22 protein-coding genes and 3 tRNA genes are annotated in these 24,579 nt (G+C 64.9%); 19 read left to right on the top strand and 6 right to left on the bottom strand.

Going from position 1 to position 24,579, the window contains the following annotated elements; translation table 11 throughout:
* Positions 1-4 precede the first annotated feature (4 nt).
* The 11 genes from P2869_RS12505 (at position 5) to nagZ (ending at position 11,678) form a co-directional block, all read left to right on the top strand.
* Positions 5-1,066: a MucB/RseB C-terminal domain-containing protein gene (locus P2869_RS12505; RefSeq protein WP_277596656.1), complete on the top strand. Its 1,062-nt coding sequence runs from the start codon at positions 5-7 to the stop codon at positions 1,064-1,066.
* Positions 1,067-1,089: 23 nt separating this feature from the next.
* A complete protein-coding gene (locus P2869_RS12500; RefSeq protein ID WP_277596655.1) occupies positions 1,090-2,598 on the top strand; it encodes a DegQ family serine endoprotease in 1,509 nt (502 codons plus the stop codon).
* A gap of 16 nt (positions 2,599-2,614) precedes the next feature.
* The gene (locus P2869_RS12495; protein WP_199540372.1) at positions 2,615-2,884 is read left to right on the top strand and encodes a glutaredoxin family protein; all 270 of its coding nucleotides are present in this window, start codon (positions 2,615-2,617) and stop codon (positions 2,882-2,884) included.
* 206 nt (positions 2,885-3,090) lie between these two features.
* Positions 3,091-4,884: a translation elongation factor 4 gene (gene lepA, locus P2869_RS12490; protein ID WP_277596654.1), complete on the top strand. Its 1,794-nt coding sequence runs from the start codon at positions 3,091-3,093 to the stop codon at positions 4,882-4,884.
* A 24-nt stretch (positions 4,885-4,908) separates the two neighbouring features.
* Entirely contained in the window at positions 4,909-5,802 is an 894-nt protein-coding gene (lepB, locus tag P2869_RS12485; protein ID WP_017774678.1) for a signal peptidase I, read from the top strand.
* Between the two features lie 152 nt (positions 5,803-5,954).
* The gene (rnc, locus tag P2869_RS12480; RefSeq protein WP_277596653.1) at positions 5,955-7,385 is read left to right on the top strand and encodes a ribonuclease III; all 1,431 of its coding nucleotides are present in this window, start codon (positions 5,955-5,957) and stop codon (positions 7,383-7,385) included.
* Between the two features lie 53 nt (positions 7,386-7,438).
* Positions 7,439-8,347 (top strand): GTPase Era, encoded by a 909-nt coding sequence (gene era / locus P2869_RS12475; protein WP_026121407.1) that lies wholly within the window; start codon positions 7,439-7,441, stop codon positions 8,345-8,347.
* Positions 8,334-9,323, top strand: coding sequence for a DNA repair protein RecO (gene recO / locus P2869_RS12470; RefSeq protein ID WP_277596652.1), 990 nt, complete (start codon positions 8,334-8,336; stop codon positions 9,321-9,323). The genes era and recO overlap by 14 nt, the downstream gene beginning before the upstream one ends.
* Positions 9,320-10,084, top strand: coding sequence for a pyridoxine 5'-phosphate synthase (gene pdxJ, locus P2869_RS12465; protein WP_017774682.1), 765 nt, complete (start codon positions 9,320-9,322; stop codon positions 10,082-10,084). The genes recO and pdxJ overlap by 4 nt, the downstream gene beginning before the upstream one ends.
* Before the next feature lie 72 nt (positions 10,085-10,156).
* Positions 10,157-10,597, top strand: a complete 441-nt coding sequence (gene acpS, locus P2869_RS12460; RefSeq protein ID WP_199540375.1) for a holo-ACP synthase — start codon at positions 10,157-10,159, stop codon at positions 10,595-10,597.
* A gap of 52 nt (positions 10,598-10,649) precedes the next feature.
* On the top strand, positions 10,650-11,678 hold the full coding sequence (gene nagZ / locus P2869_RS12455) for a beta-N-acetylhexosaminidase (protein ID WP_277596651.1): 1,029 nt from the start codon (positions 10,650-10,652) through the stop codon (positions 11,676-11,678).
* Positions 11,679-11,700: 22 nt separating this feature from the next.
* Here the strand turns inward: nagZ and P2869_RS12450 are convergent, their stop codons facing one another.
* The 3 genes from P2869_RS12450 to earP all read right to left on the bottom strand — a co-directional run bounded on the left by P2869_RS12450 (position 11,701) and on the right by earP (position 15,628).
* Positions 11,701-13,083 (bottom strand): sigma-54 dependent transcriptional regulator, encoded by a 1,383-nt coding sequence (locus P2869_RS12450; protein WP_017774685.1) that lies wholly within the window; start codon positions 13,081-13,083, stop codon positions 11,701-11,703.
* Between the two features lie 667 nt (positions 13,084-13,750).
* The gene (gene efp, locus P2869_RS12445) at positions 13,751-14,308 is read right to left on the bottom strand and encodes an elongation factor P (protein WP_017774686.1); all 558 of its coding nucleotides are present in this window, start codon (positions 14,306-14,308) and stop codon (positions 13,751-13,753) included.
* Between the two features lie 117 nt (positions 14,309-14,425).
* Positions 14,426-15,628, bottom strand: a complete 1,203-nt coding sequence (earP, locus tag P2869_RS12440) for an elongation factor P maturation arginine rhamnosyltransferase EarP (protein WP_277596650.1) — start codon at positions 15,626-15,628, stop codon at positions 14,426-14,428.
* A 155-nt stretch (positions 15,629-15,783) separates the two neighbouring features.
* On the opposite strand from earP, the gene uvrC reads away from it, so the two are divergent.
* The 7 genes from uvrC (at position 15,784) to P2869_RS12405 (ending at position 21,076) form a co-directional block, all read left to right on the top strand.
* Positions 15,784-17,994 (top strand): excinuclease ABC subunit UvrC, encoded by a 2,211-nt coding sequence (gene uvrC, locus P2869_RS12435; protein WP_277596649.1) that lies wholly within the window; start codon positions 15,784-15,786, stop codon positions 17,992-17,994.
* Positions 17,995-18,131: 137 nt separating this feature from the next.
* On the top strand, positions 18,132-18,725 hold the full coding sequence (pgsA, locus tag P2869_RS12430) for a CDP-diacylglycerol--glycerol-3-phosphate 3-phosphatidyltransferase (RefSeq protein ID WP_017774689.1): 594 nt from the start codon (positions 18,132-18,134) through the stop codon (positions 18,723-18,725).
* A 161-nt stretch (positions 18,726-18,886) separates the two neighbouring features.
* Positions 18,887-18,962 (top strand) — tRNA-Gly (locus P2869_RS12425).
* A 60-nt stretch (positions 18,963-19,022) separates the two neighbouring features.
* Positions 19,023-19,098 (top strand) — tRNA-Gly (locus P2869_RS12420).
* A gap of 115 nt (positions 19,099-19,213) precedes the next feature.
* Positions 19,214-19,287, top strand: a tRNA-Cys gene (locus P2869_RS12415).
* A 135-nt stretch (positions 19,288-19,422) separates the two neighbouring features.
* The gene (locus P2869_RS12410; RefSeq protein WP_277596648.1) at positions 19,423-20,442 is read left to right on the top strand and encodes an alpha/beta fold hydrolase; all 1,020 of its coding nucleotides are present in this window, start codon (positions 19,423-19,425) and stop codon (positions 20,440-20,442) included.
* A 112-nt stretch (positions 20,443-20,554) separates the two neighbouring features.
* Positions 20,555-21,076 (top strand): GNAT family N-acetyltransferase, encoded by a 522-nt coding sequence (locus P2869_RS12405; protein ID WP_277596647.1) that lies wholly within the window; start codon positions 20,555-20,557, stop codon positions 21,074-21,076.
* A 35-nt stretch (positions 21,077-21,111) separates the two neighbouring features.
* Here P2869_RS12405 and P2869_RS12400 read toward each other — a convergent pair whose 3' ends face one another.
* The 3 genes from P2869_RS12400 to P2869_RS12390 form a co-directional block, all read right to left on the bottom strand.
* The gene (locus P2869_RS12400) at positions 21,112-22,041 is read right to left on the bottom strand and encodes a cytochrome c oxidase assembly protein (RefSeq protein WP_277598129.1); all 930 of its coding nucleotides are present in this window, start codon (positions 22,039-22,041) and stop codon (positions 21,112-21,114) included.
* A gap of 24 nt (positions 22,042-22,065) precedes the next feature.
* Positions 22,066-22,548 carry a copper chaperone PCu(A)C gene (locus P2869_RS12395; RefSeq protein WP_277596646.1) on the bottom strand — a complete coding sequence of 161 codons (483 nt, stop codon included), beginning with the start codon at positions 22,546-22,548 and terminating at the stop codon, positions 22,066-22,068.
* Positions 22,549-22,623: 75 nt separating this feature from the next.
* On the bottom strand, positions 22,624-23,196 hold the full coding sequence (locus tag P2869_RS12390; protein WP_277596645.1) for an SCO family protein: 573 nt from the start codon (positions 23,194-23,196) through the stop codon (positions 22,624-22,626).
* Between the two features lie 613 nt (positions 23,197-23,809).
* On the opposite strand from P2869_RS12390, the gene otsB reads away from it, so the two are divergent.
* On the top strand, positions 23,810-24,562 hold the full coding sequence (gene otsB, locus P2869_RS12385) for a trehalose-phosphatase (protein ID WP_017774695.1): 753 nt from the start codon (positions 23,810-23,812) through the stop codon (positions 24,560-24,562).
* Positions 24,563-24,579 lie beyond the last annotated feature (17 nt).

Genomic DNA, 24,579 nt, shown 5'->3' with positions numbered 1-24,579 from the left:
TCTGATGCAGACCCTGCGGTTGAATAAAACGACGATCTGGGGACGGCTGCCGGCATTCCTGTGCTGTGCAGCCGTGTTGTTATCGGCGCTGTCGGTCACAGCCCGCGCCGACGCGCAAGGGACTTCCGCCAGCGAGCCGGCTGCCACACGCCGCATGGCGGCCGAATGGCTGAACCGGATTCACCAGGCCGCCCAGCAGCAGAACTACGAGGGCGCCTTCGTTTATCAGCGCGGCACGTTCGTGCAGACTTCGCGCATCACCCACTACGCCACGCACGGTGACGGCGAGTACGAGCAGCTCGAAAGCCTCGATGGCAAGCCGCGCAAGATGCTGCGCCATAACGACGAGCTTTATACGTTTGTTCCCGAGCGTCACCTCTGTGTGGTCGAAAAGCGCCAGAACAAAGACTCGTTCCCGGCCTTGCTCGCCGCGAGTGCGGACCAGGTGTTGTCGGTCTATGAGCCGAAGCTGGTGGGTACCGACCGTGTGGCGGGCGTCGACAGCCAGGTGATCGAGCTCGATCCGAAAGACGCGTATCGATTCGCGTACAAACTGTGGGCGGACACGAAGACCGGTCTGCTGCTACGTGCGCAAACACTGGACGCTGGCGGTCAGGTGCTCGAACAGTTGTCGTTCTCGCAGATCCGCATCGGCGTGCCGGTCGACAAAACGCCGATCGCGAACGGCATTCGCAATACCGCAGGCTGGACCATCGTACGGCCGCCGGTCGAAGCGGTGGACATGGAAGCTCAGGGCTGGCAGTTCGCGCCCACCGTGCCGGGCTTCCACAAAATTCGCGAGCTGCGCCGGCCCATGGCCGCCCGCAACCCGTCGAGCCCGCCCATTCCGGTCGATCAGGCCGTCTTCTCGGACGGGCTCGCCGCCATTTCGATTTTTATCGAGCCGGTCGAAAACAATACACGCAAGGAAGGGACGGGCAATAGCGGGGCGACGCACGTTCTCGTGAAGCGCAGCGGCGACTACTGGATCACGCTGCTCGGCGAGGTGCCCCAGGCAACGTTGCAGCAATTCGCGTCTGCCATAGAATACAAGGCTCCGCGATAAACCCTCCTTCGGCTGACTACGATATGACGACTTTTTCGGTGCGCAAATTCTTCGCGGCCGCAGCGGTGGCGGTCTGCCTGCCGTTCGCGCCGCACCTGGCGTCTGCGGCCCCGGCGGCCAATCTGCCCGATTTCACCGACCTTGTGGACAAGGTCGGTCCCGCAGTCGTCAATATCCGCACCACCGCGCGTGTGCCGACGTCGCAGCGCGGGCTGCCGCCCGGACTCGACGACGGCGACATGTCGGAGTTCTTCCGCCGCTTCTTCGGCATTCCGATGCCGCAGTCACCGCAAACGCCGCAATCGCCGCAATCGCCGCGTGGTGGTCAAGGCGGCGGCTCGGACTCGTCACCCGACAGCGGCGGCAACGACACCGAGCAGAACAGCGGCGTGGGTTCCGGCTTCATCCTGTCGGCCGACGGCTACGTGATGACGAACGCGCACGTCGTGGACGGCGCGGACAGCATCTACGTGACGCTCACCGACAAGCGCGAGTTCAAGGCGAAGCTGATCGGCGTGGACGACCGCACGGACGTCGCCGTCGTGAAGATCAGCGCATCGAGCCTGCCCGCGGTGACGATCGGCGATTCGAACAAGGTTCGCGTAGGCGAATGGGTGGTGGCGATCGGCTCGCCGTTCGGGCTCGAAAATACGGTGACGGCCGGTATTGTCAGCGCGAAGGGCCGTGACACCGGCGACTACCTGCCGTTCATCCAGACCGATGTTGCGGTGAATCCCGGCAACTCGGGCGGTCCGCTCATCAACATGCAGGGCGAGGTGATCGGCATCAACTCGCAGATTTATAGCCGCACCGGCGGCTTCATGGGCATCTCCTTCGCCATTCCCATTGACGAGGCCATGCGCGTGGCCGACCAGCTCAAGTCCACCGGCAAGGTGGTGCGCGGTCGCATTGCAGTGGCGATTGGCGAAGTGACCAAGGACGTGGCCGACTCGCTGGGCTTGCCGAAGGCGCAGGGCGCCCTGGTGAGCAGCGTGGAGCCGGGCGGGCCGGCCGACAAGGCAGGCGTGCAGCCGGGCGACATCATCCTGAAGTTCAACGGCCAGTCGGTGGATGCGGCAACGGATCTTCCGCGCATGGTGGGCGACACGAAACCGGGCACGAAGGCGACGGTCACGGTCTGGCGCAAGGGCCAGACGCGCGATATGCCCATCACGGTTGCCGAAATGCAGACGGACAAGACCGCGAAGGCGGACCAGAAGCCGGCCCCGGCTCCGAAGCCGCGCGCGTCGAATTCGCTCGGTATTGCGGTGAGCGACATTCCCGAAGACCAATTGAAGACGTTGAAGCTGCGCAGCGGCGTGCAGATTGACGCCGTCGACGGCCCGGCCGCGCGGGCGGGGCTGCAGAAGGGCGACATCATCCTGCGGGTGGGCGACACGGACATCAAGAGCGCGAAGCAATTCGAAGAGGTTGCCTCGCACCTCGATTCGCAGAAGATGGTCGCTGTGCTCGTGCGTCGCGGCGAGAACACCCAGTTCGTACCGCTGCGCCCCCGCGCAACGGCAAAATGACGAGGCATAGCGCCTGATGCCCACCGCTTGCGCAACCCTCACGCTGTATGGGCGCGCGTGGTGCCACCTGTGCGACGACATGCGCGCTGCGCTCGAGCCGCTGCTGGCCGAGTTCGGCGCGACCGTCGAAATCATCGATATCGATGTGGACCCCGTGCTGGAGGGGCGCTACAACGAACTGGTCCCGGTGCTCGCAATCGGGGGCATCGAGTTGTGCCGCTACCGGTTCGAAGAAGCGCCGGTACGAGCCGCGCTGATGCGGCTCACGACATCTACGCGCGGGTAAAGGCTGCAAATCGGCCGTATGGCTGATCCAGTCGTCGTCCTGATGCTTTGTCCGTTTCTACGCCCGAACGCGCTGAAGATTGGCCGAGGCCGCCCAAAGCTGCCTTCTGGAAGGCCTTTTCGGCTAAAATAGTCCTGTTTTTCATTTGCTTACAAGGCGTGCTCTGCAATCGTCCGGGCGCGCCTTTTTCGCTTGATCGGTACTGAATGGATCATATTCGTAACTTCTCGATCATTGCGCACATCGACCATGGCAAGTCGACGCTCGCCGATCGCATCATCCAGCTGTGCGGCGGCTTGTCTGACCGCGAAATGGAATCGCAGGTGCTCGACTCAATGGATCTCGAGCGCGAGCGCGGCATCACCATCAAGGCGCAGACCGCGGCGCTCAGTTATCGCGCGCGCGACGGGAAGGTCTACAACCTCAACCTGATCGACACGCCGGGCCACGTCGACTTCTCATATGAAGTGAGCCGCTCGCTGTCGGCTTGCGAGGGCGCGCTGCTCGTCGTGGACGCGAGCCAGGGCGTCGAAGCCCAGACGGTTGCGAACTGCTACACGGCCATTGAACTCGGCGTCGAAGTCGTGCCGGTGCTCAACAAGATCGATCTGCCGGCAGCGAATCCCGAAAGCGCGATTGCCGAAATCGAAGACGTGATCGGCATCGACGCAACCGACGCCACACGCTGCAGCGCCAAGACGGGCGAGGGTGTGGAAGACGTGCTCGAAGCGCTCGTCGCCAAGGTGCCGCCGCCGAAGGGCGACCCGGAAGCGCCGTTGCAGGCGCTCATCATCGACTCGTGGTTCGACAACTACGTCGGCGTCGTGATGCTCGTGCGCATCGTCAACGGCACGCTGCGCCCGAAAGAGCGCATCAAGCTGATGGCGACGGGCGCCCAGTACCCGGTCGAGCACGTCGGCGTCTTCACGCCGAAGTCGAAAGACCTCGAGGCGCTCTCCGCGGGCCAGGTGGGCTTCATCATCGCCGGCATCAAGGAACTGGCGGCAACCAAGGTGGGCGATACCGTCACCAACGCGGCAAAGCCTGCCGCGGAGCCGCTGCCGGGCTTCAAGGAAGTGAAACCGCAGGTGTTCGCGGGGCTGTATCCGGTCGAAGCCAACCAGTACGACGCGCTGCGCGAGTCGCTCGAAAAACTCAAGCTCAACGACGCGTCGCTGCAATACGAGCCGGAAGTCTCGCAGGCGCTCGGCTTCGGCTTCCGCTGCGGCTTCCTCGGTCTGTTGCACATGGAGATCGTGCAGGAGCGGCTCGAGCGCGAATTCGACATGGACCTGATCACCACGGCGCCTACCGTGGTGTACGAAGTGGTGCTGGCCGACGGCAGCACAATCATGGTCGAGAACCCGGCGAAGATGCCGGACCCGTCGAAGATTGAAGAGATTCGCGAGCCGATCGTCACCGTGAACCTGTACATGCCGCAGGACTACGTGGGCTCGGTCATCACGCTGTGTACGCAAAAGCGCGGCAACCAGGTGAACATGCAGTACCACGGCCGCCAGGTGCAGCTCACCTACGAAATTCCGATGGCCGAGATCGTGCTCGACTTCTTCGACCGGCTGAAGTCGGTATCGCGCGGCTACGCGTCCATGGACTACGAGTTCAAGGAATATCGCGCGTCGGACGTGGTGAAGGTCGACATGCTCATCAACGGCGACAAGGTGGATGCGCTTTCCGTGATCGTCCACCGTTCGCAGTCGCAGTACCGCGGCCGCGAAGTGGCGGCGAAGATGCGCGAGATCATTCCGCGCCAGATGTACGACGTCGCGATCCAGGCGGCGATCGGCGCGCACATCATCGCGCGCGAGAACATCAAGGCGCTGCGCAAGAACGTGCTCGCCAAGTGCTATGGCGGCGACATCACGCGCAAGAAGAAACTGCTCGAGAAACAGAAGGAAGGCAAAAAGCGGATGAAGCAGGTCGGCTCCGTCGAAATTCCGCAAGAGGCATTTCTTGCCATCCTCCGGGTCGAAGACAAATAAGATCAACACGGGAACCGTACCTACATGAATTTTGCCCTGATTCTTTTTGTGCTCGTCATTCTGACGGGCGTTGCATGGGTGGCGGACAAACTGGTTTTCATGCCGCAGCGGCGGCGGGCGGCAGAGGCGGCGGTGGCGGAATTCGACCGCCAGCAGGCGCGCGTCGGCGAGCGCTTCGCAGACGAGAACGCGCCCGCCACGCGAGCCCGCCTGCGCGAAGAAAAGCTGCGCCAGCCGTGGTGGCTCGAGTATTCCGCGAGCTTCTTTCCTGTCATCCTCGTGGTGTTCATGGTGCGCTCGTTCGTGATCGAGCCGTTCAAGATTCCGTCGGGATCGATGGTGCCCACGCTGCTGGTTGGCGACTTCATCCTCGTCAACAAATTCGACTACGGCATTCGCCTGCCCATCGTGAATACGAAGATCACGCAGGGCCGTCCGCTCGAACGCGGCGACGTGGTGGTGTTCCGCTACCCGAAGGACGAGTCGGTGGACTACATCAAACGCGTGATCGGCTTGCCTGGCGACGTGGTCGCGTACGAAGACAAGAAGCTCACCATCAACGGCAAGCCGGTTCCCGAAACGCCGCTGCCCGACTACTTCGACGAGGAGCGCATCGGCTACGCGAAGCAGTTCGAAGAAGATCTCAACGGACGCAAGAACGCGATCCTCAATAATCCGGCCGTGCCGCCCTTCGTGGTGGGTGCGGAAGATTACCCGTATCGTGAGAACTGTCAGTACAACGATCGCGGCGTCGTATGCAAGGTGCCGGCGGGGCACTACTTCATGATGGGCGACAATCGCGACAACAGCGCCGACAGCCGCTACTGGGGCTTCGTTCCGGACAAGAACCTGGTCGGCCGCGCCTTCTTCATCTGGATGAACTTCGGCAACCTGAAGCGCGTCGGCTCGTTCAACTGAGCACACATCGTCACGATGCGTTTCGCACGCGAGACGCATCGCATCGTGTTCGCACGGCACTTTAAGAACGTGCGATAACACCGCTTCACCACGCTTTTTCGCCCGCTGCCCCGTGTGTTCGCCGGGGCAGGCCGGCGCGTTATACTCTGCCCATGCCCCTATCTCCGCTGGAAAGCCGCTTGCGCTATGAATTTCGTAATGCGGAATTATTGCGCCAGGCTTTAACCCACCGCAGTCACAGTGCCACGCATAATGAACGGCTCGAATTTCTGGGCGATTCCGTTCTGAATTGCGCGGTGGCTGCCCTTTTGTTCCAGCGTTTCAGCAAACTGGACGAAGGCGACCTGTCGCGTGTGCGGGCCAATCTCGTGAAGCAGCAGTCGCTGTATGAAATTGCTCAGGCCCTCAATATCTCGGAAAGCCTGCGGCTAGGGGAAGGCGAACTGCGAAGCGGTGGTTTCCGTCGCCCGTCCATTCTGGCGGATGCGCTGGAGGCGGTCTTCGGCGCGGTCTTTCTCGACGGCGGCTTCGACGCCGCCCAGACCGTCATCAAGCGCCTGTACGTGCCGATTCTCGACCATATCGATCCTCGTACGCTCGGCAAGGATTCGAAGACGCTGCTGCAGGAATACCTGCAAGGTCACAAGATCGCGCTGCCCACCTATACCGTGGTCGCCACGCATGGTGCGGCGCACAATCAGCAGTTTGAAGTGGAATGCACGGTTCCGAAGCTCGACGTGAAAGTGTCGGGCTCCGGCGCGAGCCGGCGCGCGGCTGAGCAGGCCGCGGCCAAGAAAGCGCTGGAAGAGGTAATGGCCGTGGCGCCTGCGCTCGCGACGAAACCGAAGCGTTCGAAGAATTCGCGTGCGGCCAAGGCGGAACAGGAAGTGGTGCCGGGGGTGACAGGTGTGCAGGCCGCGCTGGATCTGCGCGCACCGGAGCGCCGTCCGGATCGCGCGGCACGTGCCGCGGAAAAGACCGCGGCCACCGCCGAGCCGGCGGCCGAGCGTGCGCCTTCGGGGTCTCCTGTGGCGTCGGGCGCCGTGCCGCCTGCCGCGCCGCTGGCCGTGATTCGTGCCGCCCACGTCGGCTCGACGCAAGGCCAGGAGAGAACGCCCGAAAAGCCGGCTGAAAAAAGCACTGAGAAAGCCACAGAAAGAACGTCCGAGCGAGGCGCCGAAAAGCTCCAGGACAAGGCGCCCGAGAAGAGCGCCGAAAAAGCGCAATCGAAGGAAGAGCACAGCGCTGAGAAGGTCGAGTCAGCTTCTGCGGAACGCAGTCGCCCCGAGAAATCCGATCGTCCTGAATCGCGTGCCGACCGTTCTGCCGAAAAATCCGAATCTGCTGGTGCTGCGGCGACTACGTCGGGCACCCCGGCCATCAAGGCCGCGGCAGATCGCGCCGAAGCCACCGTCCATAGCATCGACCGCTCCGGCGAGCGTAACGACGCATCGTCCGGCGCGCGTCCGCTCGCGGAGAAGTCCGTTGCACTGCGCGCTCGCGATGCGTCGTCCGGCACGTCCGAAGACGCAGTCGTGGCCCCCGGCGCCGTACCCGTCCGCGCCGCGGACGCCGGCCACTGAAACAATGTCGCCAGCGTGCGCCGCACGTTGGTGAAATCCGCTGTCATCCGACCATGAATGCTCCTCTTTCCTCCTCGTCTTCCGGTTTTCGCTGCGGCATGGTCGCGATCGTCGGCCGCCCGAACGTCGGTAAATCGACGCTGATGAACGCGCTGGTCGGACAGAAGATCAGCATCACGTCGCGCAAGGCGCAGACCACGCGCCATCGCATCACGGGCATCAACACGATCGACGACGCGCAGTACATCTTCGTCGATACGCCCGGTTTCCAGACCCGCCACAGCTCCGCGCTCAACCGCTCGCTGAACCGCGCCGTCACGTCGACGCTGAGTTCGGTGGACGCCGTGCTGTTCGTCATCGAGGCAGGCCGCTTCGGCCCTGACGACCAGAAGGTGCTCGACCTGATTCCGCCTTCCGCGCCCACCTTGCTGATTGCCAACAAGCTCGATCGCGTCTCGGACAAGAACACGCTCTTTCCCTTCTTTCAGCAGATGAACGCGCTGCGGGAGTTCAAGGAAATCGTGCCGCTTTCCGCGAAGAATCCGGACGACATCAAGCGCCTGCTCGCCACGATCAAGCCGTACCTGCCCGAAGGCGAGCCCATCTATGGCGAAGACGATCTGACCGATCGCAGCGAGCGCTTCCTTGCCGCCGAAATCCTGCGCGAGAAAGTGTTCCGCTGGACCGGCGACGAGTTGCCGTACACGAGCACGGTGCTCATCGACAAGTTCGAAACCGAAGGGCGGCTGCGCCGCATCTTCGCGACCATTCTCGTCGAGCGCGACGGACACAAGGCGATGGTGATCGGCCAGAAGGGCGCCAAGCTCAAGCAGATCAGCACGGAAGCGCGCCTCGACATGGAAAAGCTGTTCGACGGCCCGGTCTACCTGGAGACCTTCGTCAAGGTGAAGAGCGGTTGGGCCGACAATGAAGCCGGGCTGCGGGCGTATGGGTACGAATGACGGATGGATGACGCTCGACCCGGGCGTCAATCCCGTCGACCCCATCGATCCAGACGAGGCCGAAGCCGCTGAAACCGCCCCGCGTGCGCCGCGCGGCCGCAAGGCAGGCGCCGCCGTCAAGGCGGCGAGCGAGTCGGCGCACGACACGCATGAAGACGCGGGCAATGAAAGCAGCACCCGCGCCGCCTCGAGCCGCGTGAGCGGCGAACGAAGCCGACCCTCCACGCGCCGCGCACCCCGTGCGCCGTCGCCGCCCACTCCGCAGTATCGAATTGCCGAGCAGCCCGCCTTCGTGCTGCATAGCTATCCCTATCGCGAAACCAGCCTGATCATCGACGTGCTCTCGCGCGACCATGGCCGTCTCGCCCTTGTCGCCAAGGGCGCCAAGCGTCCGCATTCGGCGCTGCGCGGGGTGCTTCAGACGTTCCAGCCGCTCTCGCTCTCGTGGACCGGCAAAGGCGAGGTCCGCACGCTCACGACGGCCGAATGGGTGGGCGGCATGTTGCCGCTCGCGGGCGACGCGCTCCTGTGCGGCTTCTACGTGAACGAACTGCTCGTGAAGTTCTGCGCGCGCGAAGATCCGCACCCCCAGCTGTTTCATCACTACGTCGTCACGCTCACGCGCCTTGCGCACGACGAACCCGCCGTGCAGGTGCTGCGCTCCTTCGAGCGCGTGCTGCTGCGCGAGACCGGCTATGCGATGTCGCTCGACAAGACCGCGTCGCGCAAGCCCGTGCTGGCCGAGGGCCGCTACGTGTTCGACCCGGAGCGCGGCGTGCGCGAAGCGTCCGACGACCTGCCCGCGCAATGGCCCATCATTGCGGGCCAGACATTGCTCGATATGGAAGAGGACGATTACCATCGTCCGCAGACCGTCGCGCAAAGCAAGACGCTGATGCGTTTCCTGCTCAACACCTACCTTGGCGGCGCGCCGCTGGCCACTCGTCAGATCCTGATCGACCTGCAAAACCTATGAGCTTCTTTCTCACCTCGCCGAACGTCATCGAGCTGGGCGTCAACATCGACCACGTCGCCACGCTGCGCAATGCGCGCGGCACGTCGTATCCCGACCCGATCCGCGCCGCGCTCGCGGCTGAAGAGGCGGGCGCCGACGCCATCACGCTGCACCTGCGCGAGGACCGCCGCCACATCGTGGACGCCGACGTGCGCGCACTGCGCCCGCAGCTGAAGACGCGCATGAACCTCGAATGCGCCGTCACGGCGGAAATGCTCGACATCGCGTGCGACGTGAAGCCGCACGACGCCTGTCTCGTCCCCGAGAAGCGCCAGGAGCTGACGACCGAAGGCGGCCTCGACGTCGCGGGTCAGTTCGAGGCGGTGCGCGCCGCGTGTCGCCAGCTTGCGGACGTGGGCATTCGCGTGTCGCTCTTCATCGACGCCGACGAGACGCAGATCCGCGCCGCTCACGAAGCCGGTGCGCCGGTGATCGAACTGCACACCGGCCGTTACGCCGAAGCGCACGATGCCGGCGAGCAGCAGCGCGAATACGAGCGCGTCGTGCGCGGCGTCGAGTTCGGTATGGGCCTGGGTCTCAAGGTCAACGCCGGACACGGCCTGCACTACACGAATGTCCAGCAGATCGCCGCGATCGACGGCATTGCCGAACTCAACATCGGTCACGCGATCGTGGCGCACGCGGTTTTTGTCGGCTGGGAGAACGCCGTGCGCGAGATGAAGGCGATCATGGTCGCCGCGCGGCTCGGTGCGCGCGGCTGATCCGCCGCGATCTTCGCAACTTTCGCGATTGGCCATCCCATCCCTGGCGCAGACGACACACAAACAACTTCCATGGCGATCTACGGCATCGGCACAGACATCGTTCAGGTGAGCCGCGTCGAGGCGGTGATGACGCGCACCAATGGGCGCTTCGCGGAGAAGGTGCTCGGGCCCGACGAGCTGCGCGTCTACCACGCGCGCAATGCGCGTTCGCAGGTGCGCGGGCTCGCGTTTCTCGCCACGCGGTTTTCGGCCAAAGAAGCGTTCTCGAAGGCGATCGGTCTCGGCATGCACTGGCCCATGACGTGGCGCGCGATGCAGACGCTCAATGAGCCGAGCGGCAAGCCCGTCGTGGTGACGTCAGGCGAACTCGCCGAGTGGCTCGCCGCGCGCCGCATTACCGCGCGCGTGACCATCAGCGACGAGCACGACTACGCCGTGTCGTTCGTGATCGCCGAGGTCGATGGCAGCAGCGACGGCAGCATTGAGACCCGCTCCGGCCCGGCCGCATGATTCCTGAATGCGCGGCACGCTCCGCGCTCTTTCCACCACTTTTCCCGATCCGATGAAAACCAGACCCGGCCCGGTGATGCTCGACGTCGCCGGCAAGACGCTGACCGACGCCGACCTGCGCCGCCTCGCCCATCCGATGACGGGCGGCGTGATTCTGTTCGCGCGTCACTTCGAAAGCCGCGCCCAGCTCGTCGCGTTGACTGACGCGATCCGCAACGTGCGCGAGGACATCCTGATCGCCGTGGACCACGAGGGCGGACGCGTGCAGCGCTTTCGCACCGACGGCTTCACGGTGCTCCCCGCCATGGGCCGGCTCGGCGAGCTATGGAACAAGGACGTGCTGCATGCGACGAAGGTCGCGACGGCAGTCGGCTACATCCTCGCCTCGGAGCTGCGCGCGTGCGGCATCGACATGAGCTTCACGCCGGTGCTCGATCTCGACTACGGCCACTCGAAGGTGATCGGCGACCGCGCGTTCCATCGCGATCCGCGCGTCGTCGCGCTGCTCGCCAAGAGCCTCAATCACGGTCTCGCGCTCGCCGGCATGGCGAACTGCGGCAAGCATTTTCCGGGACACGGCTTCGCCGTGGCGGATTCGCACGTGGCGGTGCCCGTCGACGATCGACCCCTCGACGCCATCCTCGCCGAGGACGTGAAGCCTTACGACTGGCTGGGTCTCGCGCTGCAATCCGTGATCCCCGCGCACGTCATCTATCCCCAGGTGGACGACAAGCCGGCCGGCTTCTCGCGCGTGTGGCTGCAGGACATCCTGCGCGGCAAGCTGGGCTTCACCGGCGCCATCTTCAGCGACGATCTTTCGATGGAAGCCGCGCGTCAGGGCGGCACGCTGACCGAGGCGGCCACCGCCGCGCTCGGCGCGGGCTGCGACATGGTGCTGATCTGCAATCAGCCGGAAGAGGCGGGCAAGGTATTGGATGCGCTGGCGTTCGAGCCGTCGAAGGCGTCCCGGCAGCGCATCAAGGCGATGCGCCCGCGCGGCAAGGCGCTGGAATGGAACAGGCTCGCAAGCCAGCCTGCCTATCAGCGCGCGCAGGCGCTGCTGCGCAGCGCCCTGGGCTGAGTTCCTGGCTCTAGTTCGTCCCTCAATTGAGCCGCATGCGCTGCAGCTTGTTGTAGAGCGTCTTGGGACTGATTCCGAGCAGCGACGCGGCGCGATGTCGCGTTCCGCCCACCGCGTCCAGCGTCGCGCGAATCAGCATTTCTTCGACATCCGCGAGCGGCGTGCCGACCGTCACCTGGACACGGCCGCCATTGATGTCGCGCATGCCGCCGCTGCCGGTCTCGTCTGCGCGCAACGTTTCCAGCACTTCGCCCGACGCGTGATACGCCCGCCGCACGCGCTCCTGCAGTTCGCGCACGTTGCCGGGCCACTCGTACGAGAGACACTCGCGGACGAATTCGGGCGAGATCAGCCGCGTGGTGCCCGTGAGGCCTCGCGCGTGCGTTTCCTGGTTCAGTTCGTCGACGAATGCCTGCGCGAAAAGTGCGGCGTCGTCTTCGCGTTCGCGCAGCGGCGGGAGCGCGAGCGCTGCGGCATCGAGGCGCAGCCACAGGTCTTCGTGCAGCCGGCCTTCGGCCACCGCATTGCGCGGCACCGTGCGGGTGGCTGCCACGAGCCGGAAATCGGTACCCACCTTGCTCGTGCCGCCTACGCGCATGAAGGTCTGCGAATCGAGCGCGTGCAGCAGCGCTTCCTGTTGCGCGCGCGGCAGGTCGGCGAGTTCGTCGATGAACAGCGTGCCGCCGCTTGCCTGATCGACGAGTCCGGGTTCGCGTTGCTCGGCGCCGCTAAACGCGCCGCGCTCGTGCCCGAAGAGCAGGCTCTCGAGCGGGCGTCCCTCTTCTTGGGCGGCAGCCTTGCGGGTGTCGAACACCACGAACGGCCCTTTGCGGCGGCGGCTCATCTCGTGCAGCGTGCGTGCTGCGATCTCCTTGCCGGTACCCGCTTCGCCACTGATGAGCACGGCGGCCTCGGTAGGGGCAATTTGCTCGATGGCGTCGTAGACGTGCTGGATGGCCGTGCTGTGCCCGATCATGCGGCCGAAGCGGCCCATCTGCCGCAGCGTGGCGCGCAGCGTGCGCACTTCCTCCGTCAGTTCATAAGGACGCGGAATACGCGCGAGCAGGCTGCGCAGACGCGGAATGTTGACGGGCTTGAGCAGATAGTCCCAGATGCCATGCCGCAAGCCTTCGATGGCGCTTTCCACTGTCGCGTTGCCGGTCATCACGATCACGGGCAACGCGCCGCCGGGCGGTTGCGCAGGCAGGTGCTGGAGCAGGTCGAGACCACTGCCGTCGGGCAGATTCAGGTCGACGAGCACGACGTCGGGGATGAACCGCGCGAGCGCGCTGCGTGCCTCGGCAAGCGTGGCCGCGGTATCCACAGAAAAACCGTCTGCCGCGAGGATGGCAGAGAGGCCGGACAGGCTGTTGGGATCGTCTTCGACAATCAGGGCGTGTGGCATGGCGGAGCGCAAGTTGCAGATATTGGGATGCGTAGGGCGACGTCGCGTTGCTGCCGCTCTGACGTGAGCCGGCGGCGGTCGCGATTCGACGCGTTCGTTGTCTTTGTCATTCGGTCCTTGTCGAAAACGCCTGCGGGCGCCGCGCGGCTCTTGCATGCCGCGTCCTGCGGAGTGCCTCCGGACCAACCTCACGGGGCTGGTGCCTGTTTCCGGGCGCCTCGAGCGTTACGGTGTTACGGTCCCCAGTCTTCGTCTGTGTCGAAAAACTGGCGCACTTCGCGCGGCGCTCCTTCGCGGATCTTTGCCCGTGAAGCGCTTCTACTTGCCTGCTGTGACGTCGTTGTTTATGGCACGCCTCCTGAACCTCGAGGATGGGGATGCAGCTCCCCAAAGACTCGCGTCGTTTAAAGCAGGGAACGTGCCATCCTGTGACGTCTGGATCAAGCCCCGTGCTGCGCGGCACCGCGACGGTCTGTGTGCCGGAGAGGGCGCGGAATGACGTGCAAAAGCGGTAAAGTTTTCCCAAACATACACGGTCGACGGAAAAAGAAAAAGCGCCCAAAAGGGCGCTTTATTCCCTGAGGGCGCTTTATTTCGTCGCGGCCGCGGACTGTGCCGCAGCGCTTTCTTGCAGCGAGTAAGTCGTGTGCGCCGAGTGAGGCCGGCCTCAGGCGCGGCTGCGGTACTCGTTCGTACGCGTGTCGATTTCGATCTTGTCGCCGATGTTGCAGAAGAGCGGCACTTGCAGTTCGAAGCCCGTGTTCAGCTTCGCGGTCTTCAGCACCTTGCCCGAGGACGTGTCGCCCTTGACTGCCGGCTCCGTATAGACGATCTCGCGCACGAGCGTGGTGGGCAGTTCGACCGAGATGGCCTTGTCGTTGTAGAACACGACTTCGCACGCCATGCCGTCCTGGAGGTAGTTGAGCGCATCGCCCATCATCTCGGCTTCCACTTCGTACTGGTTGTAGTCGGCGTCCATGAACACGTACATCGGGTCGGCGAAGTACGAGTACGTCACTTCCTTGCGATCCAGCACGACGACGTCGAACTTGTCGTCGGCTTTGTACACCGATTCCATGCCTGCGCCCGTCAGCAGGTTCTTGAACTTCATCTTCACGACGGCGGCGTTGCGGCCCGACTTGTTGTATTCGGCCTTCTGCACGACCATCGCGTCGCTACCAATCATCACGACGTTGCCGGTGCGGAGTTCCTGTGCAATCTTCATAAAACTGTCCTGTCCAAAAATTTAAATCGCTTCGAATATTTTCTACGGCATACGACCCTGGGCGGGTTCGCGCTGCATGCTGCGCCTACCCGGGGATGCGCGTTCACGGGTAACCGCTTATTTTAGCTGACTTTTTGCAAATCCGGCCAGATTCGCGGCGAGGTCGCCCACCCGCGCAAGCTCGCTCGCCCATTCCACTGCACGGGCCGCGAATTGCACGCGGTGACGTTCGAAATCGGCCCAGTCGGGCACGCCGTTGCCGTTCCACGCATGCCAGAACCGCGCGAGCGACGCGCGTGCCGCGTCGGGCAGCGTGCGGGTGTAGTGGGCGAGGGCGGCGTCGAGCTTGGGCAGATGAGCGTCGTCGGCTTGCGGGTAGATGTGCCAGACGAACGGACGCGCCGCCCACTGCGCGCGCACGAACGAGTCCTCGCCGCGCACGAAGTTGATGTCGCTGGCCCATAGCAGGTTGTCGTAGCCGCTCTGGTCAGTGAACGCGAGGCCATATGCCGTGAGCGCCCCCATGCTTGCATGCGTTTGCGCGCCAAACGATCCGACCCCGAAAAAGCGGGCCACGGCCCCGGAGATCCGGCCTTCGGGGACGAGCAGCACGATGGGTGCCGCGCTGTCGCGCCACTGGGCGAGCAAAGCGTCCACGGCGGGGTTTTCGTAGGCGAAGAGAGAGACCACGGTAGTGCCTTCGGCCGGCGGCGGGCCGCCGGTCACGCGTTGCCACCAGTCGGCGCGCGCCTGTGCGGAGGCTTCGAACGCCGCGCGCCGGGCGTCGAGATCATGTTCTTTCAGCACGCCGCCCGTGCCGGCGCCGAGCCCCGGAAAGAAAAACGTCTTCGTGAGCGCATAGCGCGGGTGTGGCGATGGCCGCAGATGAAAGTCCGCCACCCAGTCTTCCGCGCTCAGATATTCGAGATTGAGCCACACGGGCTTGCGTTCGCGCCGCGCCATGGCCGCGACGTACACGGGCGGCAGTTCGCAGGCGAACGCCTCGATCACCACGTCGGCGATCTCGAGCACGTCGCCCGCGTGCGTGGGCGTGTGCCAGTGCTCCACGGCAATGCCGTCTACCGTTTGCCGTGACTTGTCGAGATCCAGTGCCGGACAGAGTTTCTGGAACGCATGCAGGTCGTCCACGAACACGCGCACCTGCCAGCCGTGCTCGTGCGCGAGCTGACGCGCGAGCCGCCAGCTGACGCCGATGTCGCCGAAGTTGTCGATAACGGCGCAGAAGATGTCGCAGGCGATGGCTGTCGCTGTACCGGAGGGATGCATGCCGGGACGGGAAGAGGAGGACGAAGCAGGCATGGCGTCGGCGTGCGCATTGCGCAGCGTGGCGCGGCGCCTCGAGCGCTTGCCCGCGCCGCGATTCGGACGCGCGTGGAATGTTCTAAACTGGCGATTCTAAAGCACATCAGCCATCGAGGCGGCCCGCGTGCAAGCGCGTCCTCGCCCGTTTCTGCATGACCGAATCCGAAGACTTCGAACCGAAAAAAGTACTGGCGCAGCTGCCGCATCTGCCCGGGGTCTACCGTTATTACGACACCGCCGGCGCCGTGCTGTACGTGGGCAAGGCGCGCGACCTGAAGAAGCGCGTGTCGAGCTACTTCACGAAGACGCTGCTGTCGCCGCGCATCGCGATGATGGTGACGCGCATCGCGCGCGTCGAAACCACGGTGACGCGTTCCGAGGCCGAAGCGCTGCTGCTCGAAAACAATCTGATCAAGGCGCTCGCGCCGCGCTACAACATCCTGTTTCGCGACGACAAGTCGTATCCGTACCTCAAGCTCACGGGCCACGCGTACCCGCGCATGGCGTACTACCGCGGCGCTGTCGATCGCAAGAACCAGTACTTCGGGCCGTTCCCGAGCGCATGGGCGGTGCGCGAGAGCATCCAGATCCTGCAGCGCGTCTTCCAGTTGCGCACCTGCGAAGACTCGGTGTTCAACAACCGCACGCGACCGTGCCTGCTGCATCAGATCGAGCGCTGCTCCGCGCCTTGCGTGGGCGCGATCAGCGAAGAGGATTACGCGCGCGACGTGCAGAACGCCTCGCGCTTCCTGCTCGGGCGGCAGACCGAGGTGATGAAGGAACTCGAGCAGAAGATGCACGCCTTCGCGGCCGAGCTGAAGTTCGAGCAGGCCGCGGCGGTGCGCAACCAGATGAGTTCGCTCTCGACGGTGCTGCATCAGCAGGCCATCGAGACGGGCGGTGACAGCGACGTCGACATCCTCGCCGTGGTCGCGCAGGGCGGCCGCGTTTGCGTGAATCTGGCGATGGTGCGCGGTGGCCGGCATCTGGGCGACAAGGCGTACTTTCCCGCGCATGTGGAAAGCGCGCTCACGGCAGACGAAGGCGGCGTGGGCGACGAGTCTGAAGTGGTCGCGGATGGGCAAGACAGGGAGGAGCGCGCGGAGGGCGAGGCCGATGCCCGCGCCGTGATCCTGCGCCAGAACGACGATGAGGCCGCGGCAGACGCGAGCGCCGCTGAAGCCGATGCCGCCGGGAAGGGGGCCCACAGCGAAGCCGGCGCCGCGAATTTCGCCGACGACCCCCTCGCGCTCGCCGAAGCCCTTGCGCCGGAGAGCGACGACGAAGAAGGGGCCGACGCCGCGAGAACAGGCCGCAGCGTCGCGATCGAATCGGAAGTGCTCGATGCCTTCATTGCGCAGCATTACCTCGGCAATCGCGTGCCGCCGGTACTGGTCGTGAGCCATCCACCCGCTAACAGCGAACTCGTCAACCTGCTCATGGAGCAGTCAGGTCACAAGGTAACCGTGCTGCGCCAGCCGCAGGGCCAGAAGCGCGCCTGGCTCACGATGGCCGAGCAGAACGCGCAGCTCGCGCTCGCGCGCCTGCTCTCCGAACAAGGCTCGCAGCAGGCGCGTACGCGCGCGCTTGCCGATACGCTGAGCCTCGAATTCGACGACCTCGCGCACCTGCGCATCGAGTGCTTCGACATCAGCCACACCATGGGCGAAGCCACGCAGGCATCGTGCGTGGTCTATCACCATCACAAGATGCAGTCGGGCGAATACCGGCGCTACAACATCACGGGCATTACGCCAGGCGACGACTATGCCGCCATGCGCCAGGTCCTGACGCGCCGCTACGAAAAGATGGTCGCGCAGGCCGCGCAGAATGCCGCCGACGAAGCCGGAACGCTGCAATCCGAAGAGGCCGCGAGCGCCGGCGGCGACGTGGCGGAGCCGGCTGCGGCGGGCGGGACGCTGCCGAACATCGTGCTGATCGACGGCGGTAAGGGGCAAGTCGAGATTGCGCGCCAGGTGTTCACTGAACTCGGGATCGATCGCGGCATGCTGGTGGGCGTGGCGAAGGGCGAAGGCCGCAAGGTGGGTCTCGAAACGCTTGTCTTCGCGGACGGCCGCGCCCCGCTGGAACTCGGCAAGGAAAGCGCGGCGCTGATGCTGGTCGCGCAGATCCGCGACGAAGCGCACCGCTTCGCCATTACGGGCATGCGCGCCAAACGCAGCAAGACGCGGCAGACCTCGCGGCTCGAAGAACTCGAAGGCGTGGGGGCGAAGCGCCGGCAGCGGCTGCTCGCGCGGTTTGGCGGTATTCGTGGCGTCATGGCGGCGAGCGTGGACGACCTCGCGAGCGTGGAGGGCATCTCGCGCTCGCTTGCGGAGCAGATCTATCAGCAGCTTCACTGAGGCGCCGCGGTGCCATCCAGCCGCCTTGCCGTTTCGTCGCGTCCTGCGCTGGGCCTTGCGGGGCTCGCCGGGCTTTGCTTGTAGCGGGTGCGACGACACGGCACAATTGCAACTCCCTTGACAGATGGCGCCCGCCGATGCCGTTCAATTTCCCGATCTTTCTGACGTGGCTGCGGATCGTGCTGATTCCGCTGTTCGTCGGCGTGTTCTACCTGCCGGACATGATGATGAGCCCCGCGCATCGCAATCTGGCGGCAGCGGCCATTTTCATTCTGGCGGCGCTGACAGACTGGTTCGACGGCTATCTGGCGCGCAAATGGAATCAGACGTCGTCGTTCGGCGCGTTTCTCGACCCGGTGGCGGACAAGCTGATGGTAACGGCGGCGCTGCTCGTGCTCGTGCAGCTGTTGCGTCTCGACGCGGCCATTGCACTCGTGATCGTGGGTCGGGAAATCGCTATCTCGGCATTGCGCGAGTGGATGGCGCAGATCGGTGCGTCGAAGAGCGTGGCCGTGAATCAGCTCGGCAAGTTCAAGACCGCGTGCCAGATGGTCGCGATCCCGATGCTGCTGCTTTACGGGCCTGTGCCGCTGGGCGGCGGCTTCGTGCTCGACACGCGCGTGTGGGGCTTGTGGCTCATCTACGTGGCTGCCGTGTTGACCATCTGGTCGATGCTTTATTACATGAAGCTCGCGTGGCCGCAGATTCGCGAGCGCGGTGGGCGGGCCTGAACCGGCGAGGGGCCGGCCTTGCGTGATGCCGCCGCTTCAAAGAGGAAAAACTTGCGTGGGGCTTGACACGTTTCAGCGGCTTATACATAATCTCATCTCTCCGGTGCACGCGGTTCTGAACACCGGAGTTGCTTTAAGAAGGCGGCAAAAAGCAGCAAAACGCGGGAGTAGCTCAGTTGGTAGAGCGCAACCTTGCCAAGGTTGAGGTCGCGAGTTCGAGACTCGTCTCCCGCTCCAGATTTTCGATGCGGCGTTTTGCGGTTGTGTCGGTTCCGAAAGCGTTGCAAGCAGGACCATGCGGGAGTAGCTCAGTTGGTAGAGCGCAACCTTGCCAAGGTTGAGGTCGCGAGTTCGAGACTCGTCTCCCGCTCCAGATACACGGGGAAGCTGCGCTTCCCTTTTTGTTTGGCAGGCCGGAAGGCTGCCGCACAAATCTGCCGGGCCGTTTCAGGCGCACCCTGTTCGATCCGGGCCGGCAGTCCGCTTCTGGCGCGATAGCAAAGCGGTTATGCAGCGGCCTGCAAAGCCGTGTAGGCCGGTTCGACTCCGGCTCGCGCCTCCAGATAGAAAGCCCTGATCCGTCAGGGCTTTTCTTTTTTCCGGGCCACTGCGCGCGGGCTCATGCGCCCATCCCCAACCGCCTTTGCTATGCTTCTTCGCCCACGCTCATTTCGAGCGACGTGCGAGGAGCCACGCCATGCGCTGGATAGTGACCGTCGTGCTGTTTATTGCGTTCGCGTGCGCGGCTCGGGCGCAGACCGACGCGCCGAGCTTCAACGCAGGCGTCATCCGCCTGACTGTCGTCGATCAAACCGCGCCGATCGACACTGTTGTCTTCTATCCCACCCGCGATCGCGAAACCGCCTGGCAAGCGGGGCCGTTCCTGATCGAGGCCACGCGCAATGCCGCGCCCATCGCGGACAGGCGTTTTCCCGTCGTGCTGCTCTCGCATGGCCGGCGCGGCGGTCCGCTGAGCCATCGTGAGCTGGCGACCGCGCTTGCGCGTGCCGGATTCATCGTCATTCTCCCAACGCACGTGGGCGATGCTTACGGCTCGCCGCCGGCGCCGACACAGTCGCGCATCTTGATCGATCGTCCGCGGCAAGCTGAGGCGTCGCTCAATGCCGTCCTCGCGGATCCACGGTTCTCGGCGAGCGTCGACGAAAACCGTATCGGCATGATCGGCTTCTCGGCCGGCGGCTACACCGCGTTGATCATCGCGGGAGCGAAACCAGACTTCCGGGCCGCAGTCGCGTACTGCTCGACGCACGACGATCCCGGCTCATGTCCGCGTCGCGTCGCGCAGGGCGGGACCACGCCTGTCGCAGAATCGGCCGCCGCCATCACGCCCGAACTCGCGGCGTGGAAGCCGCCTCTCGACCGCCGCGTAAAGGCGCTCGTGCTGATGGATCCGCTGGCGGTCATGTTCGATGCGTCGGCGCTTTCCGCCGTGCGTGTGCCCACGCTGCTCTATCGTCCGCAAAACGACGCCTATCTTGGCAGCGCGGTCAATGCACTTGCCGTTGCGACCGGCTTGCAGCCGAGGCCGCAAATGGAGGTCGTGCCCGGCAATCACTTCGTCTTTATCGATCCTTGTCCTGACTCGATTGCGCTCGATCAGCCCATGGTGTGCCAGGACGCGCCCGGGGTCGATCGAGCGCAGATTCATCGGCAAATCGAGCACGAGGTGGTCAGCTTCTTGCGCGAGCACCTCTAGCCGGCGCCGCGCGTGGCGAATCCGGTGTGTGCAACGCGGCGCCCGGGCGGCTCTGCCCATCGCCCGGTGAGCGCGGCATAATCGCGTATTCCCGCAGCGTGACGAACGTCCCATGGCCGAGCAACCGAGCATCCCCGAGTTTGCGCATGTCGAATGGCGCTGGAAAGCATTCGACGACCTCACGACCGTCGAGGTCTACGACATGCTGGCCGCCCGCGCGGCGGTATTCGTGATGGAGCAGAACTGTCTGTACGGCGACATCGATGGTCTCGATACCACCGCATGGCACCTCTTTGCCTACAGCGCCAAGGCGAACGACGCAGCGGACGGCACCGCTAAGGGCGGTCGTCCGAAGCTTGCCGGTTATCTGCGCGTGCTGTTGCCCGATGCGTCCGACCCCGACGTCCGCATCGGCCGGGTGCTCACGACGGCGCCGTTTCGCGGCATCAAGCTCGGCAACGCGATGCTGGACCGTGCGCTCTTTCATATTCGCGTGCAGTGGCCGGGCGTGCCGATTCGCCTGCACGCGCAGGCGCATCTGCAGAAGTTCTATGGCGCCTTCGGCTTCGAGCCGATCTCCGAGATTCACGAGGAAGACGGCATTCCGCACGTCTGGATGCGCTCTGCGGCTTGAGCGCATCGCTTGAGCGCTGCCTCGCGCCGCGACTTTCAGGCGCTGCTTTTCGCCGTCTTTCCGCTCGCCGCGCCGGCTTGCTTGCCGGTGATGCCGCCGCCGACGTCGCCGTCATGACGCGCCGCTACCGGCGCCATCCCGACCCGCTCCTCGCGCAGCCGCGCACGCGCCGATAGCCGCATCCAGTGCCGCAAGGCGAGCACGGCGCCAAGCACGCTCATCATCGATCCCGGAATCCACAGCAGCAGCCCGCCGATCTGCTGATCGCGCAGCGGGCTGAGCCACGTGAATGCGCGTCCACAGATCGAGTAGATCGGATAAAGCTCGCGCGGCGAAAAGAAGATGAACGCGCCGAGCACGATCTGCGGCGGAATCGCGGCAATCACGATCAGCACGCGCCGCCCCGGCGAGAGCCGCGCGGGCGGCGCGGGCCGCGAGTCGAGCACGAGCCACCAGAACATCAGGCCGTCGATCACCATGCTCCAGTTCATGACGCGATAGAGCCGCCAGTCGAGCATCGCCATGAAATGGATCGGCGAGAGCAGCCAGAAATAGATGAGCCCCACGAACAGCACGACCGCGACGACCGGATGCATCAAGACGTCCACGACGGCCCGCACGGGGCGCGCTGCGAGCGCCGGTCGCACGAAGCGCTGCCGCCACGCGAACGGAATGCCGGCACGCAAAGCCGCGCCCGGGTAGGCAAGGGCAATGAAGAACGGCCCGAGGTGATGCAGCACGAGATGCTGCGCGCGGTGCATGAAAAACTCGTGCTCGAAGAAGTAGTCGAGCCGCGTATGCAGCGCGACGTAGAGCCCGGTGAGGCCGAGCCAGAACGACAAGCGGCGCGCGAACGACACGCGGGCCTTGCGCTGCCCGCGCACGAACAGCACCGCCGCGACCGCGATGGCGATCACGACCGTCGGCGACGGCTCCCAGGGTTCGAGCCAGTAGAGCAGATTTATCACGATGTCAGCCGTGCCTGCCGTTCACTGCACGCCCGCGGGGGGCTTCACCGGAAACGCGGTGTCGAGCGTTTCGCCGTCCGAGAACTTCAGCTTCAGATGCACGGTGCTGCCCGGCATGATCTTGTGCGAGGCGTCCTCGAGCATGAGGTGATAGCCGCCCGGTGCGATCGCTACCGAACCGTGCGCGGGCACCGTCAGCTTGTCGACCATCACCATCTTTTGGGTCGAGCCGTTCGACACCGTCTGGTGCAGCATCGCGCTGCCGTAGTCGTCGCTCGAAATGCCGACGAGGTCGACCGGCTTGTCGCCGTCGTTGGCAAGCGTGACGTAGCCGGCCGCCGGCAGGTTGTTGGGTAGCCAGCGCACCCAGGCGTCGCGCGCGGTGACGGCGTGAGCGTCGGCTGCCATGGCCATGGCCGGGGCGCCGATGAAGGCGGTCGCGAGCAGCGCGGCAAACGTGGCGGCGCGAGCGTGGGAAGCGAGCAATGAATGGCGGATCGACATGGCGAAGTGAGCAGGCAAATGAGTGGGCTTCAGTTGAGTTGAACGGGAACGGAGCGAAGGCAGAACCGGGGCCGGCTACGACGTGGACTCGATCACGCGCCGCACGTCGTGGGCGATGGCATCGGGCGAGTCCTGATCGGTGGCGATGAGCCGGGCGTGCCCTTGCGCATCGAACACGTAGACCGCGGAACTGTGCGTGACCTCGTAGTCGCCGTTGGGATCGCGCTTTTCCATCTGGTAGGCCACGCGGTAACGCTGCGCGAGGGATTCGATCTGGCCGTCGGTGCCGGTGAGGCCGCGTGCGTGCTCGGCATCGAAGGCGCCGACGTAGTCGTGCAGCGCGCGCGCCGTGTCGCGGGCCGGATCCACGGTCACGAACAGAATGCGCACTTTCTGCGCATCGGGGCCCAGCTTGCCGATCACCTGCATGAGCCGCGCCATCGTCTCGGGGCAGACATCGGGGCAGTGCGTGTAGCCGAAGTACAGGAGCACCGTTTGTCCGCGGAATGCCTGCGCGGACGTGGGCCGGCCGTCGTCGCCGGTCAGCGAAAACGTGAGGTCGGGCAGATGCCCGCTCACGTTCGTGAGCTGCCACGGCTCGTTGTCGTGCGAGCACGCAGCGAGACCTGCGAGCGCCGCGGTGAGCACGAGAGATGCTACGACTCTGTACCGACGCGGCGGCCGGCGGGGCGGCTGGGGCAGAGAACCTGAGCGGCGGTTGGCGTCCAGTTTGTTTCGAGGTGCAAAGTTGGGGAACAAAGGCTTGTCCGGAAGTTCGATCTTCAGTGCGCCGCGGCAGTTGTCCGGCCTTGGCCCGCGATGCGGCTGCGCTTGGGCTGGCTGATGTGAATGGCGGCGCGCAACGACGCTGTGCGATGACGCAATGAACGCGGCGGATGCCAGTGCGACGGCTTGCCGCGCCCTGGCTGGGACTCTAGCAAAAACGGCTCCGCGCTGCCTTGCAGTGCCCTTTCCGCGCCAGCAAACGCGGGCAATGCAGGAGAAAGCGAGGCAATTTGCCGCAGGCGGGTATGTTGACCGGCGTGAGGCGGAAAGGTCCGCGCAGGCCGATTGTTCGCGATCTGCATGGAAGCCAACGCTGCCGCGTTCTACCGGCTGTGGCACGTGCGCGGTCGCGTCCGGGCGTCGTTGGACGAAGCGCTTCAGGTTCGCGCCAGGCTTACGTTGTCGAAAAATTGTCTGATGCGCGGTAAGATTCGCTCACTTTTCCGGCGCACGCCGCCGAGAGGCCAGAAACCAGATGCAACTCCTTCCTGCCGTGGTCACCCCCTCCCAGACGGCATTCTTCTTCGACTTTGACGGCACGCTCGTCGAACTGGCGCCTACGCCGGACGGCATTCTGGTGCCGACCGAAATGGTGTCGCTGCTCCATGACCTGCGTCGTCTCTCGCATGGCGCGGTGGCCATCGTGTCGGGGCGCGGCATCGACAGCATCGATTCGTTCCTTGGCATTCCCGACCTGCCCGTGGCGGGCATGCACGGTGCGGAGCGGCGCGACGCGAACGGCGACACCCAGCGTGTCGGCTTCAACGACGAGCGCCTGCTGCGCATGGAGCAGGTGCTCGCGGACGTGGTGAGCCGCAATCCCGGCATGCTGCTCGAGATCAAGGGCGCCGCGCTCGCGCTCCACTATCGCAACGCGCCCGAGCGGGAAGCGGTCGCGCGCGCCGCCACCGAACGGCTCGTGGCCGACTATGCAGGCGCCTATGTGCTGCAGCCCGGCAAGATGGTCTACGAGATCAAGCCCAAGGACGTCGACAAGGGCCGCGCGCTGCGCGCTTTTCTCGACGAGCCGCCGTTTGCCGGCCGCACGCCGCTCTTCGCCGGCGACGATCTGACCGACGAGAAGGGCTTCGCCGTGGTCAACGAGCACGGCGGGCTCTCCATCAAGGTTGGCGGCGGCGATACCATCGCCCGCGCGCGAGTCGAGTCGGTCGATTCGCTGCTCGCCTGGCTTGGCTCGATCGTCGCGCACGCCCAGGGCGCGACGTGAGCTTGCGCGCCGCGGTG

Origin of the sequence: Paraburkholderia sp. SUR17 (assembly GCF_029536165.1) — a bacterium.
GTDB classification, from domain to species: domain Bacteria; phylum Pseudomonadota; class Gammaproteobacteria; order Burkholderiales; family Burkholderiaceae; genus Paraburkholderia; species Paraburkholderia kururiensis.
Note: the sequence above shows the minus strand (reverse complement) of the source record. Positions and strands in the feature narration are given on the sequence as shown.

What these genes read in the sequence shown, in the direction of transcription:
- P2869_RS12505 (WP_277596656.1), top strand. Translation starts at nt 5, where the DNA reads ATGCAGACCCTGCGGTTGAATAAAACGACGATCTGGGGACGGCTGCCG.
- P2869_RS12500 (WP_277596655.1), top strand. Translation starts at nt 1,090, where the DNA reads ATGACGACTTTTTCGGTGCGCAAATTCTTCGCGGCCGCAGCGGTGGCG.
- P2869_RS12495 (WP_199540372.1), top strand. Translation starts at nt 2,615, where the DNA reads ATGCCCACCGCTTGCGCAACCCTCACGCTGTATGGGCGCGCGTGGTGC.
- lepA (WP_277596654.1), top strand. Translation starts at nt 3,091, where the DNA reads ATGGATCATATTCGTAACTTCTCGATCATTGCGCACATCGACCATGGC.
- lepB (WP_017774678.1), top strand. Translation starts at nt 4,909, where the DNA reads ATGAATTTTGCCCTGATTCTTTTTGTGCTCGTCATTCTGACGGGCGTT.
- rnc (WP_277596653.1), top strand. Translation starts at nt 5,955, where the DNA reads ATGCCCCTATCTCCGCTGGAAAGCCGCTTGCGCTATGAATTTCGTAAT.
- era (WP_026121407.1), top strand. Translation starts at nt 7,439, where the DNA reads ATGAATGCTCCTCTTTCCTCCTCGTCTTCCGGTTTTCGCTGCGGCATG.
- recO (WP_277596652.1), top strand. Translation starts at nt 8,334, where the DNA reads ATGGGTACGAATGACGGATGGATGACGCTCGACCCGGGCGTCAATCCC.
- pdxJ (WP_017774682.1), top strand. Translation starts at nt 9,320, where the DNA reads ATGAGCTTCTTTCTCACCTCGCCGAACGTCATCGAGCTGGGCGTCAAC.
- acpS (WP_199540375.1), top strand. Translation starts at nt 10,157, where the DNA reads ATGGCGATCTACGGCATCGGCACAGACATCGTTCAGGTGAGCCGCGTC.
- nagZ (WP_277596651.1), top strand. Translation starts at nt 10,650, where the DNA reads ATGAAAACCAGACCCGGCCCGGTGATGCTCGACGTCGCCGGCAAGACG.
- P2869_RS12450 (WP_017774685.1), bottom strand. Translation starts at nt 13,083, where the DNA reads ATGCCACACGCCCTGATTGTCGAAGACGATCCCAACAGCCTGTCCGGC.
- efp (WP_017774686.1), bottom strand. Translation starts at nt 14,308, where the DNA reads ATGAAGATTGCACAGGAACTCCGCACCGGCAACGTCGTGATGATTGGT.
- earP (WP_277596650.1), bottom strand. Translation starts at nt 15,628, where the DNA reads ATGCCTGCTTCGTCCTCCTCTTCCCGTCCCGGCATGCATCCCTCCGGT.
- uvrC (WP_277596649.1), top strand. Translation starts at nt 15,784, where the DNA reads ATGACCGAATCCGAAGACTTCGAACCGAAAAAAGTACTGGCGCAGCTG.
- pgsA (WP_017774689.1), top strand. Translation starts at nt 18,132, where the DNA reads ATGCCGTTCAATTTCCCGATCTTTCTGACGTGGCTGCGGATCGTGCTG.
- P2869_RS12410 (WP_277596648.1), top strand. Translation starts at nt 19,423, where the DNA reads ATGCGCTGGATAGTGACCGTCGTGCTGTTTATTGCGTTCGCGTGCGCG.
- P2869_RS12405 (WP_277596647.1), top strand. Translation starts at nt 20,555, where the DNA reads ATGGCCGAGCAACCGAGCATCCCCGAGTTTGCGCATGTCGAATGGCGC.
- P2869_RS12395 (WP_277596646.1), bottom strand. Translation starts at nt 22,548, where the DNA reads ATGTCGATCCGCCATTCATTGCTCGCTTCCCACGCTCGCGCCGCCACG.
- otsB (WP_017774695.1), top strand. Translation starts at nt 23,810, where the DNA reads ATGCAACTCCTTCCTGCCGTGGTCACCCCCTCCCAGACGGCATTCTTC.